Source organism: Streptomyces sp. NPDC047971, assembly GCF_040653355.1.
Lineage (GTDB): Bacteria > Actinomycetota > Actinomycetes > Streptomycetales > Streptomycetaceae > Streptomyces.
In genome coordinates this window covers 364,208-377,499 of sequence record NZ_JBEZNW010000001.1, presented here as the reverse complement: position 1 = coordinate 377,499, position 13,292 = coordinate 364,208, and the positions used below count along the sequence as shown (strand labels likewise).

At 69.8% G+C, this 13,292-nt stretch carries 13 protein-coding genes and 1 tRNA gene; 8 read left to right on the top strand and 6 right to left on the bottom strand.

Annotated features, from left to right (window positions below; all coding sequences use genetic code 11):
- Nucleotides 1–23: 23 nt before the first annotated feature.
- Nucleotides 24–1,355 carry an NAD(P)-binding domain-containing protein gene (locus tag AB0D99_RS01610; protein WP_362355640.1) on the bottom strand — a complete coding sequence of 444 codons (1,332 nt, stop codon included), beginning with the start codon at nucleotides 1,353–1,355 and terminating at the stop codon, nucleotides 24–26.
- Nucleotides 1,356–1,973: 618 nt separating this feature from the next.
- On the opposite strand from AB0D99_RS01610, the gene AB0D99_RS01605 reads away from it, so the two are divergent.
- From AB0D99_RS01605 to AB0D99_RS01585, 5 genes are read left to right on the top strand one after another with little or no spacing between them, the layout of a single operon-like run.
- Complete coding sequence (locus AB0D99_RS01605; protein ID WP_362355638.1) at nucleotides 1,974–3,842, top strand: ATP-binding protein; 1,869 nt, start codon at nucleotides 1,974–1,976, stop codon at nucleotides 3,840–3,842.
- Between the two features lie 7 nt (nucleotides 3,843–3,849).
- Nucleotides 3,850–4,284, top strand: coding sequence for a roadblock/LC7 domain-containing protein (locus AB0D99_RS01600; RefSeq protein ID WP_362355636.1), 435 nt, complete (start codon nucleotides 3,850–3,852; stop codon nucleotides 4,282–4,284).
- A 2-nt stretch (nucleotides 4,285–4,286) separates the two neighbouring features.
- Complete coding sequence (locus AB0D99_RS01595; protein WP_362355634.1) at nucleotides 4,287–4,658, top strand: DUF742 domain-containing protein; 372 nt, start codon at nucleotides 4,287–4,289, stop codon at nucleotides 4,656–4,658.
- On the top strand, nucleotides 4,636–5,259 hold the full coding sequence (locus AB0D99_RS01590; protein ID WP_362355632.1) for an ATP/GTP-binding protein: 624 nt from the start codon (nucleotides 4,636–4,638) through the stop codon (nucleotides 5,257–5,259). Before AB0D99_RS01595 ends, AB0D99_RS01590 begins: the two co-directional genes overlap by 23 nt.
- Nucleotides 5,256–5,825, top strand: a complete 570-nt coding sequence (locus AB0D99_RS01585) for a GAF domain-containing protein (protein WP_362355630.1) — start codon at nucleotides 5,256–5,258, stop codon at nucleotides 5,823–5,825. Before AB0D99_RS01590 ends, AB0D99_RS01585 begins: the two co-directional genes overlap by 4 nt.
- A gap of 78 nt (nucleotides 5,826–5,903) precedes the next feature.
- Here the strand turns inward: AB0D99_RS01585 and AB0D99_RS01580 are convergent, their stop codons facing one another.
- The gene (locus tag AB0D99_RS01580; RefSeq protein ID WP_362355628.1) at nucleotides 5,904–7,103 is read right to left on the bottom strand and encodes an acyl-CoA dehydrogenase family protein; all 1,200 of its coding nucleotides are present in this window, start codon (nucleotides 7,101–7,103) and stop codon (nucleotides 5,904–5,906) included.
- A gap of 532 nt (nucleotides 7,104–7,635) precedes the next feature.
- Here AB0D99_RS01580 and AB0D99_RS01575 point away from each other — a divergent pair.
- A complete protein-coding gene (locus AB0D99_RS01575) occupies nucleotides 7,636–8,007 on the top strand; it encodes an MmcQ/YjbR family DNA-binding protein (RefSeq protein WP_362355626.1) in 372 nt (123 codons plus the stop codon).
- Nucleotides 8,008–8,097: 90 nt separating this feature from the next.
- Here the strand turns inward: AB0D99_RS01575 and AB0D99_RS01570 are convergent, their stop codons facing one another.
- Both AB0D99_RS01570 and AB0D99_RS01565 read right to left on the bottom strand, forming a co-directional pair.
- Nucleotides 8,098–8,991, bottom strand: coding sequence for a transketolase C-terminal domain-containing protein (locus AB0D99_RS01570; protein ID WP_362355624.1), 894 nt, complete (start codon nucleotides 8,989–8,991; stop codon nucleotides 8,098–8,100).
- A gap of 20 nt (nucleotides 8,992–9,011) precedes the next feature.
- On the bottom strand, nucleotides 9,012–9,698 hold the full coding sequence (locus AB0D99_RS01565; protein ID WP_362355622.1) for a transketolase: 687 nt from the start codon (nucleotides 9,696–9,698) through the stop codon (nucleotides 9,012–9,014).
- Between the two features lie 127 nt (nucleotides 9,699–9,825).
- On the opposite strand from AB0D99_RS01565, the gene AB0D99_RS01560 reads away from it, so the two are divergent.
- Nucleotides 9,826–9,899, top strand: a tRNA-Pro gene (locus AB0D99_RS01560).
- A gap of 98 nt (nucleotides 9,900–9,997) precedes the next feature.
- Here the strand turns inward: AB0D99_RS01560 and AB0D99_RS01555 are convergent.
- Together AB0D99_RS01555 and AB0D99_RS01550 are read right to left on the bottom strand one after the other, a co-directional pair.
- Complete coding sequence (locus AB0D99_RS01555) at nucleotides 9,998–11,215, bottom strand: site-specific integrase (protein ID WP_362355620.1); 1,218 nt, start codon at nucleotides 11,213–11,215, stop codon at nucleotides 9,998–10,000.
- On the bottom strand, nucleotides 11,215–11,532 hold the full coding sequence (locus tag AB0D99_RS01550; RefSeq protein WP_362355618.1) for a helix-turn-helix domain-containing protein: 318 nt from the start codon (nucleotides 11,530–11,532) through the stop codon (nucleotides 11,215–11,217). Before AB0D99_RS01550 ends, AB0D99_RS01555 begins: the two co-directional genes overlap by 1 nt.
- A gap of 734 nt (nucleotides 11,533–12,266) precedes the next feature.
- Here AB0D99_RS01550 and AB0D99_RS01545 point away from each other — a divergent pair.
- Complete coding sequence (locus AB0D99_RS01545; RefSeq protein ID WP_362355616.1) at nucleotides 12,267–13,241, top strand: hypothetical protein; 975 nt, start codon at nucleotides 12,267–12,269, stop codon at nucleotides 13,239–13,241.
- Nucleotides 13,242–13,292: the final 51 nt, after the last annotated feature.

Sequence of the window (13,292 nt, the reverse complement as noted above, 5' to 3'; positions counted from 1 at the left end):
CCACCCACCCGCGCACGCGCGGCTCACGCGTCCTGCAGCTCCCGCAGCTCGCGCAGGTAGGGGCCGACGTCCACCTGGATCGACGCGCCCTCGGTCCGTCCGTAGCGCTTCTCCACGCCGGTCAGATAGGCGCTGATCTCCTCGCCCATCGCCTCCGCGCCCGGCAGGGCGACGTCACCGTCGATGATTCGTGCCACCCACCGCGACTGCGCCTCCACGAGGCGGGTGATGGAGCCGACGGGCCGGATCAGGCCGACGAAGTACAGTCCGGACCGGCGGGGGGCGACGACCCGCTTGTAGAGCTCGACGGCCCCCTGCCGCGGCTCCACCGGACATCCGTCCGGCAGGAAGGGGAAGGCCATGCGGAAACCGGTGCAGTAGACGATGGCGTCCGCCTCCACCGTGGTTCCGTCGGTGAAGGTCACCGTGCTGCCCGCCAGGGACGCGATGGCGGGCCTCGGGACGACCCCGCCGTGCCGTATGCGGCTGAGGATCTCGTCCGAGATCGTCACGGCCGAGGAGAAGACCGGGTGGTCGGGCTCGGGCAGGCCGTAGTCCGCCAGCCTGCCCCGCGCCACGAACAGGGCCTGTTCGACGAAGCGGCGGCGCTCGTCGAACGACATGTCGTTGAACCACGGCGCGTCGGCGATCAGGTCCACGGACATGCCGAAGAGCTGCTTGGGCACGATGTGCAGACCCCGGCGGACGGAGAGCACGGTCCGGGCGGCGTGCCGCGAGAGGTCGGCGGCGATGTCCACGCCGGACGCGCCCATCCCGACGACGACCACGCGCTGCCCGGCGAAGTCGCTGCCGTCGCCGTAGTCCATCGAATGGAGAATCGTTCCGGCGAACGAGCCGGAACCAGGAGGGAGCGCATCCGGCAGCGCCGCCTCCGTGTTGTGGCCGGAGGCGACGATCAGCCGCTCGAAGCGCCGCTGCGTCACCTCCCCCCGCGCGTCGCGGCTCTCGACCGTCCAGACGTCGTCGGCCCCCTGTCGTACGGAGAGCACCTCGGTTCGCAGTTCGATCCGGGGCAGCAGCCCGGCCCACTCGGCGAAGGACCGCAGATAGGCGGCGACATCACTGTGGCTCGGATAGAGGGGGAGTTCGGACGACATCGGGTAGTCGGCGTAGCCCGTCAGCTGCTTGGCGCTGTTCAGATGAAGCGACCGATAGGCCGGGCCCCGCTCGCCGGCCCCCGGCTGGCGCCAGATCCCGCCGACGTCGGGCGACTTCTCCAGACAGACGAAGTCGACTCCCCTGACCGAGAGCGCGTGCGCCGCCGCCAGTCCTGACAGACCCGCGCCGATGACGCACACGGTCGCGGCGGTGGCACCGGCACGTGACCCGCCCAAGGAACCCTCCACAGCACACCATCCGTCCATGCTCCGGGTGTTGACCGCGACGGACGTCGCGGCCGTCTCCGTGCGGGAGCCCGGGGCGACACACGATACCGATCACCCTCCGGCCGTCCGTCGCCCCGTCCTCGCAGGTGGGTGACGGGGTTCCGGTCGTACGGACAGTCACCTCGCCGACCGGCCCCCGCTTGCGAACGAAACGAACGCGAAAGCGAATTCGAGAGGCGCGAACATGGCCGAAAAGCGGCCCGCGAGATCCGGCCGGGCGGTGACCGGAAGTCCGCAGGCTCCTCGCGCGAATGACCGTCCGCCGATTCCGGTCAAGTCTCGTTTCCGCCGAGTTCCGTGGCGCACACGCCCCCACAGCCCCTTCCGTTCCGCCGACTCCAGGGGCTCCGTCGGCATCCGGCCATATGTTCTCGGCCGGTCGTGCGAAGGGTGATACCAGAGTGCCGCGCTCTACGGGTAAGTTTGCCAACTGCGCACCGCACATGAACGGTTGACGACTACAGTGAGTGCTTGGTGATCATCGGTAGGCTCATCACACCCACGTCGAACACACCCCCGTAGTGACAGAGAAGTACGCCGACTCCTGGGCACGTACCAAGGACACTCATGTCTCAACTTCGCGCACCCGCCGCGCGGTCCGAACGCCGTGAGGGCGGACGGCACGGCCGGTCAGGCGCCCGTTCCGCTCCCGGCGCGGGGGGTCCCCGCCCCGCGCAGAATTCCGCGCCGCCTCCGCCGGAGGCCCGTATACGCTCGCAACTCCTGCGGACCTCCGTGCTGCCGGCCGTCGCCGTGGCACTCGGCGGCGCCGCGGCCGTCATCTTCACCATCCGCTCCACCGGAGCCGGCCCCACCGCCGGCCTCTGGGCCGCGCTGACGGGCGCCGCCGCCCTCACGGTCGCCTCCGTGACCGCGGCCGCGCTCGGCGCCGACCGGGCCGCCAGGTCCGTGCTCGACCGCTGCAACGCGCTGCGCCGGTCCAGCGCCCGCGGCCAGAGCGAGCTGCGGGCCGTCGTCGAGCAGCTGCGCCGCGGCGACGGCCCCCCGGCCCGCCCGGCCACCCCGCCCACCGTGGCGTCCGGCGACGAGTTCGACCTGCTCGCCCAGGAGCTGACCCGCTCCCACGAGGCCGCCGTCGCCGCCGTGGTGCAGGCGTCCCGGCTCTCCAGCAGCGTGGGCAACGAACAGAAGGTCGAGGTCTTCGTCAACCTCGCCCGGCGACTCCAGTCCCTCGTCCACCGCGAGATCCAGCTCCTCGACGAGCTGGAGAACGAGGTCGAGGACCCCGAGCTGCTCAAGGGCCTGTTCCACGTCGACCACCTGGCGACCCGCATCCGACGCCACGCCGAGAACCTCGCCGTGCTCGGCGGCGCCATCTCCCGCCGTCAGTGGTCGAATCCGGTCACCCTCACCGAGGTGCTGCGCTCCTCCATCGCCGAGGTCGAGCAGTACCCGCGCGTCAAGCTCGTCCCGCCGATCGACGGAACGCTCCGGGGCCACGCCGTGGCCGACGTCATCCACCTGCTCGCCGAACTGGTCGAGAACGCGACGCTGTTCTCCGCACCCCACACCACGGTGCTGCTGCGGGCCCAGTACGTCACGGCCGGCCTCGCCATCGAGGTCGAGGACCGCGGCCTGGGCATGCCGGTCACCGAGCAGACCAAGATGAACGCCCTGCTCGCCGACCCCGACCAGGTCAATGTCGCGCATCTCCTCCAGGACGGCCGCATCGGCCTCTTCGTCGTCTCCGCGCTCGCCCGCCGCCACGGCATCGCGGTGCGCCTCCAGTCCAACATCTACGGGGGGATCCAGGCCGTCCTCGTGCTGCCGCAGGGTCTCCTCGGCGCCGACCCCGAAGGGCTCGCGCGGTCCGAGGGCCAGCCGGGACCCGTGCCCGCGGGCCGGCAGCCGTCGCACGCGCCGCAGATGCCCCCGCCGACCCCGGCCCCGTCGGTCCACGCGGCCCCCGCCGCCCCGGCCCCGGTCGGGACGCACGGCAACGGGACCCCCGTACCGGCCCCCGCGCACCCGCGGCCGCCCGCGCCCGATCCCGTCCCCGTACAGGTGCCGGCCCACGCGCCGGAGCCCGTGGCCGAACCCTCGCACCGGCCGCTGACGTACACCACCTCCGCGCCGGCGATCCCGCTCCGGCAGCCCGAGACGGGCACACCCACCCCGCCGCACGACGGAGCCCCCCTCCCCGTGCGGGGAGACCACGCCGGGCGCCCCAACCCCGGCACCGTCGCCGCCCCGGCCCCACGCGCGGAGGCGCCCGGCCGGCCCCTCCTCCCCAAGCGGCGCGCGCAGGAGCACCTCGTCCCGCAGCTGCGCGACGAGCCCCTCGCCCGCCCCTCCGAGGAGCACGCCGTGCACGACCCGGGTCTGATGGCCGCCTTCCAGCGCGGCATCGGACTCGCCGAATCCCAGCCCCCAGCCCATGAATCGCCGCGTCCCGGTGACGCGCACAAGGAGTAGATGCACCATGGCGAGCAATGTGCCGAACGGCCATTCCTCGGATCTCGACTGGCTGCTGAGCGGTCTGGTCCAGCGGGTCCCCTACACCCGCAACGCGGTACTGCTCTCCTCCGACGGCCTGGTGAAGTCGGTGCACGGCCTCGACGCCGACGCCGCCGACCACATGGCCGCGCTGGCCTCCGGGCTGTACTCGCTCGGCCGCAGCGCCGGCGCCCGGTTCGGCGACGGCGGGGAGGTCCGGCAGGTGGTCGTCGAGCTCGACTCCACCCTGCTGTTCGTCACCACCGCCGGCTCCGGCACGTGCCTGGCGGTGCTCGCCGGGCGCGAGGCGGACGCCGCCGTCCTGGGCTACGAGATGGCGATGCTGGTCAAGAGCGTACGGCCGTACCTCGTCACTCCCGCCAGGCAGGCGGCGGGGGCGGCCCACAGCGCGGGGCAGTGAGCGTGACGTCCTCTCAGGAGGGGCCCTGGCTCGATGACGCGGCAGGCAGGTTGATCCGCCCGTACACCGTGATCGGCGGCAGGACCCAGCCCACGACCGCGCTCGACCTCCTTTCCCTGGTGATGGCGACGGGCACCACACCACAGGCCCACATGGGGCCCGAGCACAGCATGGCCCTCGGGCTCTGCGACGGTCCCACCTCGGTGGCGGAGATCGCGGCGCACTTACGGCTCCCCGCGGTCGTCACCAAGGTTCTCCTCTCCGACCTCGTGGACTGCGGGGCGCTGACCGCCCGGGCGCCCCGCTTCCACGCCAATCCCACCGACCGTTCCTTGCTGGAGGCAGTGCTCGATGGCCTACGACAACGGCTCTGAGCGCCACGAGAGTTTCGCGTCCGACCCGTTCCCCACCGCGCTCAAGATCCTGGTGGCGGGTGGCTTCGGCGTGGGCAAGACCACCTTCGTGGGCGCGGTCAGCGAGATCGAACCGCTGAGCACCGAGGAGCTGCTGACCCAGGTCAGCGCTGCGACCGACAGCCTGGAGGGCGTGGAGTCCAAGACCACGACGACGGTCGCGATGGACTTCGGGCGCATCACGCTCGACAACCGCAACGTGCTGTACCTGTTCGGCACCCCGGGCCAGGAGCGCTTCTGGTTCATGTGGGACGAGCTCTCCGAAGGCGCGCTGGGAGCGGTCGTCCTCGCCGACACCCGCCGCCTGCAGGACTGCTTCTCCGCCGTCGACTTCTTCGAACGCCGCGGCATCGGGTTCGTGGTGGCGGTCAACGAGTTCGACGGCGCGTACCGCTACGAGCCGGAGGAGGTGCGGGCGGCGCTCGACCTCAAGCCCGAGGTGCCCGTCGTGCTCTGCGACGCCCGGATCTCCAGCGCCGGCATCCGCACCCTCCTCACCCTCGTCCAGCATCTGCTCACCACCATCCCGGCCCCCGTGCCGAGCTACGGAGCACCGTCATGACCTACGACCCCACCGGTCATCTGCTGCTGACCCCCGTCGACCGGGAGGCGCCCGCGCGTGTGCGGCGGCTGCGCGAACTGGGCCTGGGGGAGCGGCCGGAGCCGGCGTTCGACGAGTTCGCCCACCGACTGGCGGAAGTGACGGGCGCCCCGTACTCGATGGTCAACTTCATCGACGAGAACCGTCAGTTCTTCGCCGGACTGCACACCCCGGCCGGCACCCACTCGGGCAGCGACCTGGGTGCGGCCGCGGCCGGCGGCGACGTCGGCAGGTACATGGCCCGTGACCACGGCTACTGCCCGCACGTGGTGGTGCGCCGCAAGGCGCTCGTCCTGGAGGACGTCTGCGACTACCCGCGGTTCGCGGGGAACCCGGTGGTGGACGAGATCGGCATCCGCTCCTACATGGGCGCGCCGCTGATCGACCGGACGGGGATCGCGCTGGGCACGATCTGCGTCGTCGACACCGACGTACGACCGTGGGGCCGGGCCGGCTTGGAGACGATCAAGAACCTGGCGGCGGAGCTGGTGGAGCAGATCCACCGCCGCGAGGACGGGCTGATCTGACCCGCCCCCGGAGAAGACACGGGTGCGCCCCGGGACGGTTTCGCCGCCGTGCCGGGGCGCTCTTGTGCGCGGGGGAGGTCAGGCATGCACGGCTTCCAGCCTGACCAGGTCCGAGAGTCGCTCGGACCAACTGCCCTTGTCCTGACCGAGAGCCACCTCGGCCAGCCGCAGGAGCTGGACGTCGGAGGTGCCCGCGGGGGCGAAGATGTGGTGCGCGTCGCGGAGGTAGCGCTCGATCGGGCGGTCCGTGAAGAGACCGGCGGCCGCGTGGATCTCCATCGCGTCCCGTCCGGAGTCGATCGCCGTCTCGACGTTGACCAGCTTCGCGTTCATCAACTCGGCGTCGCAGGACATCCCCTGGTCGAGCAGATGCACCGCGTGGTACGCGGCGAGCCGGGCCGTCATCAGCCGGGACTGCATCTGCCCCAGCTTCAGCTTCACCGTGGGCAGCTGGTGCAGCGGCTGGCCGTAGCGGATGCGCTCCGCGCAGAACCGGGTCGTCTCCTCCAGGATCGCCTGGTGGATGCCGAGGGAGACGGCCGTGAGGTTCGCCCGGCCGTACAGCACGCTCGACGAGTACGCGACGGAGAGGCCGTCGCCCTCGTCGCCGAGCCTCGCGGAGGCCGGGACCCGGCAGTCCTCGAAGACGAGTTCGCCGAAGCTGAACCCGTGCAGCCCCATGGCGGGCCGCTGGGGGCCGAGCCGGAAGCCCGGGCGGTCGGTCTCGACGAGGAAGGCCGTGAGCCCCTTCGATCCGGGGCCGGTGCGGACGACCACCCCGTGCAGATCGCCGACGTGGCTGTTGCCGACGAAGACCTTGCTGCCGTTGAGGACGTAGTCGTCGCCGTCGCGGACGGCGCTCGCGCTCATGCCGAGGACGTGTCCGCCCGACTCGGGCTCGGTGACCGCGATGGTCGGCAGGCACTCGCCCGCCGCGATGGCGGGGAGCCAGGTCTTCCGCTGGTCGTCGCTGCCGAAGTGGAGGATCTTGGCCGTACCCAGCTGGGAGGCCTGAACCATGGCGCCCATCGCGCCGCTGACCCGCGAGAGTTCCTCGATGATGATGGTCTTGGCCAGATGGCCGGCGCCCATTCCGCCGTACTCCTGGCCGATTGTGGCGCCCAGCCAGCCCTGCTCGCAGATCAGCCGGGACAATTCATGGTGGACGGATCGCGAGGCTTCCATCTCGGCTATTCGGGGCCGGACCTCGCGCTCGGCGAAGCGCCGGACCGTTTCCCTGAGCTGATGATGAAGTCGACTGCTGAAGTAGCTGTCCATACGAGTCCTCCCCTGCGAAACGCCTGCTCGCTCGGTTGTTCGAGCAGGTGGTGCATCGGCAGTGGCCCCGTCCCGAACAGGCCGACACTCCATGGTGTTGATCTTTCTTGAGCGGATCAATATCGCCACGGAATTTGTCTGAAACCGGAGTGGTTGACAGTTGAAACTGTCTGCGTTTCGGGGGGACTTGGCCTGTTCGGGCGGCTGTCCGGACGATTCCCTGTGGGCACCTTTCTGCCACGTACCAAAGGCAAGAAATTGACGGGCATATCGCGTCGAGTGGTACTGGGCCGTCTCAAAGGGGACCTCTTCACCACAGTGGCGGAATGCCGGAATCATCCCCTGGCCGGAACGGAAGCGGAACCTCCGCGCGGAGGTGGGCGACCGCTGTGGCGGGGCGCTCTCCGGTCCTGCGGATGTGCGTGGGGGCGTCGGGGCGCGATACGTGGTGTGACCGGCGCACACACCGGCGCGCGCCCCGGGACGCGTCGGCGGGGAGGCCGGTGTCGGTGGCGCGTCGTACGGTCGACCCATGGCCACTGCCGACGACGTACGCAGAGTCGCACTCTCGCTGCCCGGGGCTGTCGAGAAGCTCGCCTGGGGCATGCCCACCTTCCGTGCCGGACCGGGCGGCAGGATCTTCGCCTCGCTGGACGACGACGACCAGGTGATTGGCGTGAAATGCCCCAAGGGGGAGCGCGAGGAACTCATCGCGTCAGAGCCCGCGAAGTTCTTCATCCGGGAGGGCCATGACGACAACTACGCCTGGGTGCGTGTCCGGATCGGTGCCCTCGACGACGAGGAGGAGCTGTACGCGATCCTCGCCGACTCCTGGCGCCAGGCGGCTCCGCGCCGACTCCTGGAGCAGTACCCGGGGGTGGGGGTGGAGCCCGAGGGGAGCTGAAGCCGCCGGGGGGCGCGTCGCGGGCCCGGAGGCGGGTCGGCGGCTCGACGGGAGCTGAGCCGCCGAAGGGAGAGGCCGCGGGCCGTCGGCTCAGCCGCTGAGGAAGGACGTGACGCGGCCGCGCAGTCCGGCCGGGTCGAGCCCCTGGCCCGCCAGGTGTTCGTCGATGCTTCCGTACTTCCGCAGCTCGCGCCGGGAGACCCCGAGGCCGAGGACGCGGTGGGGGACCGCGGCCAGGGCGTCGTTGGCGGCCGCCGTCGACGTGCCGGCGAGGTACGGCTCGACCAGGACGACGTCCGGCCGGGCGCCCTCGACGGCCCGGCGCAGGGCCTCGCCGTCGAAGGGCCGGATCGTGCCGGCGTGCAGGACGGTCACGTCGAGGCCCTCGGTGGCGGCCAGCACGTTGTCCAGCATGGGCCCGACCGAGACGACGACCCCGTCGCGCCCGACGCGGACGGTGTCGAAGCCGTGGGAGACGGGGCGCGGAGAGGCGTTGGACTGGAGCGAGAGCCGGACGTAGACGAGATCGTCCCCCGCGGCGGCCTGCCGCAGCAGCGCCTCCGCCTCGTCGGGATGGCCGGGGACGTGCACCGTCCAGCCGTCGAGTGTGTCGAGGAGCGCCACGTCGCCCGGCGACATGTGCGTGAATCCGCCGGCCGGCCAGTCGTACGACGCACCGGCGCTGACCAGGATCCCGCTCACCCCCTGATGGCCGAAGTCCAGCTTCAGCTGCTCGAAGGGGCGCTCGACCAGGAAGCTCGCGAAGGTGTGCATGATCGGGCGCATCCCGGTGAGGGCGAGCCCGCCACCCGCCCCGATCATCAACTGCTCCCGGATTCCGACGTTGATCACCCGGTCCGGGTGGCGCCTCTCGGCCTGCTGGAATCCGTCCCGGCTGATCTCGGCGAGGACGAGTGCGAGGCGCGGGTCCTCGCCGAGCAGCTGGGTGGTGGTCGAGATGAAGCGGTCGCGCATGGTGTCCATGGGGTTCTCCTCGCAGGGGGTCAGGCGTTCTTGGGCTCGACGCGGGCGACGACGGCGCGCGGGCGGCCCGGATGGGGGGCGGTGAAGGCGGCGTACAGCGCGTCGTGATCGCGTCCGTCGACGGTCTCGGCGGACCATCCGGCGGCCGCGAAGCGGGAGGCGATCCCGCCGGGCCAGCCGTAGGTCGCGGAGCTGTTGTCGATCACCAGCGTGTGCAGCTGTTCGAGGCCGGCGGGCCCGGCGTAGGCGATGGCCTCGTGGTTGCTGCCCTCGTCGAGCTCGGCGTCCCCGATGAGCACCCACACGCGTGGTCCGTCGATCCCCTGCGCGCGCAGTCCGAGCGCGGTCCCGACCGCGATCGGCAGCCCGTGCCCGAGGGACCCGCTGCCGATCTCGGCGCCGGGGACGAGCGTCCGGTCGGGGTGGTGTCCGAGCGGCGAGTCGTACGACCCGAAGCCGGTGAGCAGCTCCTCGGGGAAGAACCCCTTGGCGGCGAGGACGGCGTAGTACGCCATCGGCCCGTGCCCCTTCGACAGCAGGAACCGGTCGCGCCCCGGCTCCGCGGCGGTCTCGGGCGAGACGTGGAGCACCCGGTCGTAGAGCACCCAGAGGGCGTCGAGGGTGGAGGTGGCGGCGGGGGAGTGCTTCTCGTCGCCGGTCATCCGGGCCATGAGGGCGTGGAGCCGGTCGATGTCGGTGATCGTCATGCCACTCACCGTGCAACCTCAAGCGAGGTCGAGGTCAAGCGGGAAAGCGGTTCGTGACCACCCGGGGAAGTGCGGTATTGTTCTCATGCGCGTTCGGCCGGGGGGAAACCCCAGGTCAGACGGGTATCGGGACGTGGCGCAGCTTGGTAGCGCACTTGACTGGGGGTCAAGGGGTCGCAGGTTCAAATCCTGTCGTCCCGACTCGAAAGAGTCGCAGGTCAGAGGCCGTTTCAGTGCAATCTGAAACGGTCTCTGACTCGTTTTTGGGGACCACTTGGGGACCAACTCGCCTTGACCGGTCAGCGGGCGACCACGATGGGGCTCGGTAGGGACCGGGGCGCGCGGAGCACGCTGAGGTGGGCCGAGAGTGCGGCGCCGGCGGCGGTGATCTTGTGCACGTCGGGGTGCAGGTACCGCTGGGTGGTGGTGAGCGATCCATGGCCGGCGATCTTGCGCAGGACGTGCACCTGGACCCCGGCGTCGGCGAACCAGGTGAGTCCGGTGTGCCGGAGGTCGTGGCGGCGCAGGTGCTCGTAGCCGAGCTTCGTGACGACGTCATCCCAGTGGGTGGCGTCGCGCAGGACGGCGGTGGAGATGCGGCCGCCCCGAGGTCCGGTGAACATGCGCGCGTCGGGATCAGGGCCTGCGGCCAGGATGCGCTGCCCGACGAGCGGGCGGATCTCCTCGATGATGGGGACCTGGCGGGCCCGCTTGCCCTTCGTCCCCTTGTCGACGAGGCCGCCGGGAGCGGGGGTGGTCTGGCGCCGGACGGTCCAGATCCAGTTGGTGGTGTCGATGTCACCGACCCGGCAGCCGGAGACCTCGCCGATGCGCGCGGCGGTACACGCGGCGAAGAGGACGACCTCGCCCCAGCCCCGGTACTCGCCGTGGGAGGCGGCCATGAGCGCGTCGGCCAGCTCGGCGAGTGCCTCCCAGCCGGGGAGGGCCAGAGCTCGCGGGTCGAGGAGCTCGTCCTCGGCTTGCTTGTAGAGCTTCTGCCAGCCCGTCACGCGGGCCGGGTTGACCTTGATGATGCCGTCCCGGACCGCCTGCTCCATGACGCGGACCAGGACGGCGATGGTGTTCTTGACGGTCGAGCGACCGTGCTCGTCGGCGATCCAGTTCTGGACGGTTCGGTCGATGGCCCCGTTGGTGATCATCCGGACCGGCAGGTGGCCGAGGGCCGGCACCACGCGTACTCGCCATCCTGAGAGATAGGGGTCACGCGTCTTCAATTCCAGACCGCGTAGGGCGAGTTCCATGTTCGTGTCGCCGTAGTCGGCGAGCTTCATGGTGGCCACGGACGGGGCGAGGCCGGCTTCCGCGGCCTCGATGATGGTCTGGATCCACGCCTGCGCCTCTTCTTCGCTGTCCTTCCCCTCGGACACGGACTTCCGGCGCTTGGTCGTGGGGTCGAACCAGCGGACGCGAGCACGGTACGGGTTCGCTCTATTGGGCCTGTATTCGACGTCCGTGGAGAGGCGTACGCCGACCGGAACGGTTTCTATATGGGCCATCAGGCCGCCTGGCTGGGGGCGATGCGGCGGCTGCGCAGCCATTCCTCGATGTCGGCCGCGTTGTACATGACGACGCGCTCCGAGATGGAGATGAACGGAGGGCCCTGGGGTGGCTGGGTGGTTCGCCATCGGCGCAGGGTCGAGGCGTCGATGCGGAGGCGGGTGGCGAGGTCCTTGGTCGAGTACCAGGCGCTGGCGAGGAGAAGCGGACGGCTGTCGGTCGGGTCACCTTGGCAGTGGAGCGTGGGGTGCGCGGTGGCCTCCATGTCGGCGTGCGGAGCGGCAGGGTTCGTGGCGGATGCTGGCTCGTGGGGCAAGGGCGAATGATCTCCGGGGGACGGAACACTAAACGGATTCGTGCAAGAGTCCAGAGGCGGACGGCATAGTTCGCGAACGGAGAACGGATCGCGGGCAGGTGTGAGCCTGTCGATTCGGATTTCCTTCTCGAACTCATCCGCTAGTGCTCTGTGGATGGACGAGGGGAATCAATCGTCCTGGGAAGCGCCGGTTTCCCTAACCGGGGCTTTGCCGCTATGTATGGCCGTCGAGAGCATTCTCGGGGTCCCGTGGCAGGGGGGGCACGCTCGTTGGCCAGGCAGTGTTTGGGGCAGCCGCCGACTGGCTGTCCGCTCAGGGCGACCGATGAGACGAAGAGGCGTGCCGCTCCCGGGCAGTGGGCCCCATGGCGGGCGCCGAAGGGAGGCGACCCGTGATGACCGCTGTCACGGTCTCAGCGGAGGAGTGCTCCTATTGCGAGCCGGTCTGGAACCTCCACGCGATCGCGTCGATCACCTGCGGTGATTTCGCCACCGCCTGCCCCGCTGCGGCGCTCGGTCCGTCAACAGCAGCTCTATCCGGGCCTATGGGTCGTCCCGTAAATCGGCACAAGTGCTGGCCGACCGCCACTGAATCGATTTGCCCGGTTATGGGTCGACTTATAATTCCATCGGGATCCGAGTATTCGGGTCAAATGGGACGCCAGTGAGAGGTCTTGGGGGCTACGGGGCAACCCTTAGGTGGTCTGCCGGTCAGGCGGTGGCAGACTCTTTCCATGCCTATGCAGCCTTTCGCAGCCGACTGGGACCGCGTGACCGTACAAGAGGCCGAACAGTGGAACTGGCTCGCGGTCGAGATAGCCGAGATCCGGCGATGCGCCGAGGCTGGCGATCAGGCACACAACCGTCTTGCTCTCATCCTCCTGGACCACCTGGTGGAGGTGGTCATCGGCCGCGAGGTCAACGCCCGGCTCGCCTTCCAGGTCGCTGACAGCATCATCGCGGAGATGCGTGAGTTCCGTGACGATGGCGGGGAGCTCACCGAGGAGCTGAGCCAGTTGGTCGACGAGCACGTGGGACCGGAACGTCGCAAGGTTATCGATGACCACCTGCACGAGAAGACCAAATTCCTGAAGCAGAAGGGCGTGCTGACAGCCCAGGAACGTGAAGTGCTCGACCGGCTGCACCAGTACCGCAACGCCGCATACCACCGAGACACACTGGAGCCTGAGCTGATCTCAGATCTGGTACTGGCCTACAGGGTTTTGGCCAATGAACTTATCGGCCGGCATCGCCCGATCATGTGGGCCATGGCGCCATCGGACTCCGATCGCGTCGTAGCGCCGCAGCAGCTTCGGGGTCGACTCGTCGAAGGCGTCGATGTCGATGTCAAAGCGATGGCCCGCCGGTTCCATGGTCACGCGGCAAAGCGGGTGCAGGCCGTTTTTGTGGCCGTGGCCACCGCGCGGCAACTGTTGGGCGTCGACAGCTCCGGGAAACCGGACGCCTCCCTCCCAGATGACGAAATGGCCAGAATGCTGACCGGCCTCAGTGACGTGTCCAAGAACCTGCCGTCCTGGGCAAAGCAGGCAGAGGGGCTGAAATCCAAGACGTCGTCGCTCACCGGGTTGATGATTCCGTTCATCAACCTAGACCGGGCCCTCAACCGCATCGAACCGTCCGTCAGGCGCCTCGAAATGATCCTGGACTACTGGGAACAAGAGCGGATCGATGAACTCCGCGGCAAGTAGCGGTGATCCCCAAACGAAATTACGTGCAGTCAGCCGACACCTAAGAGTTTT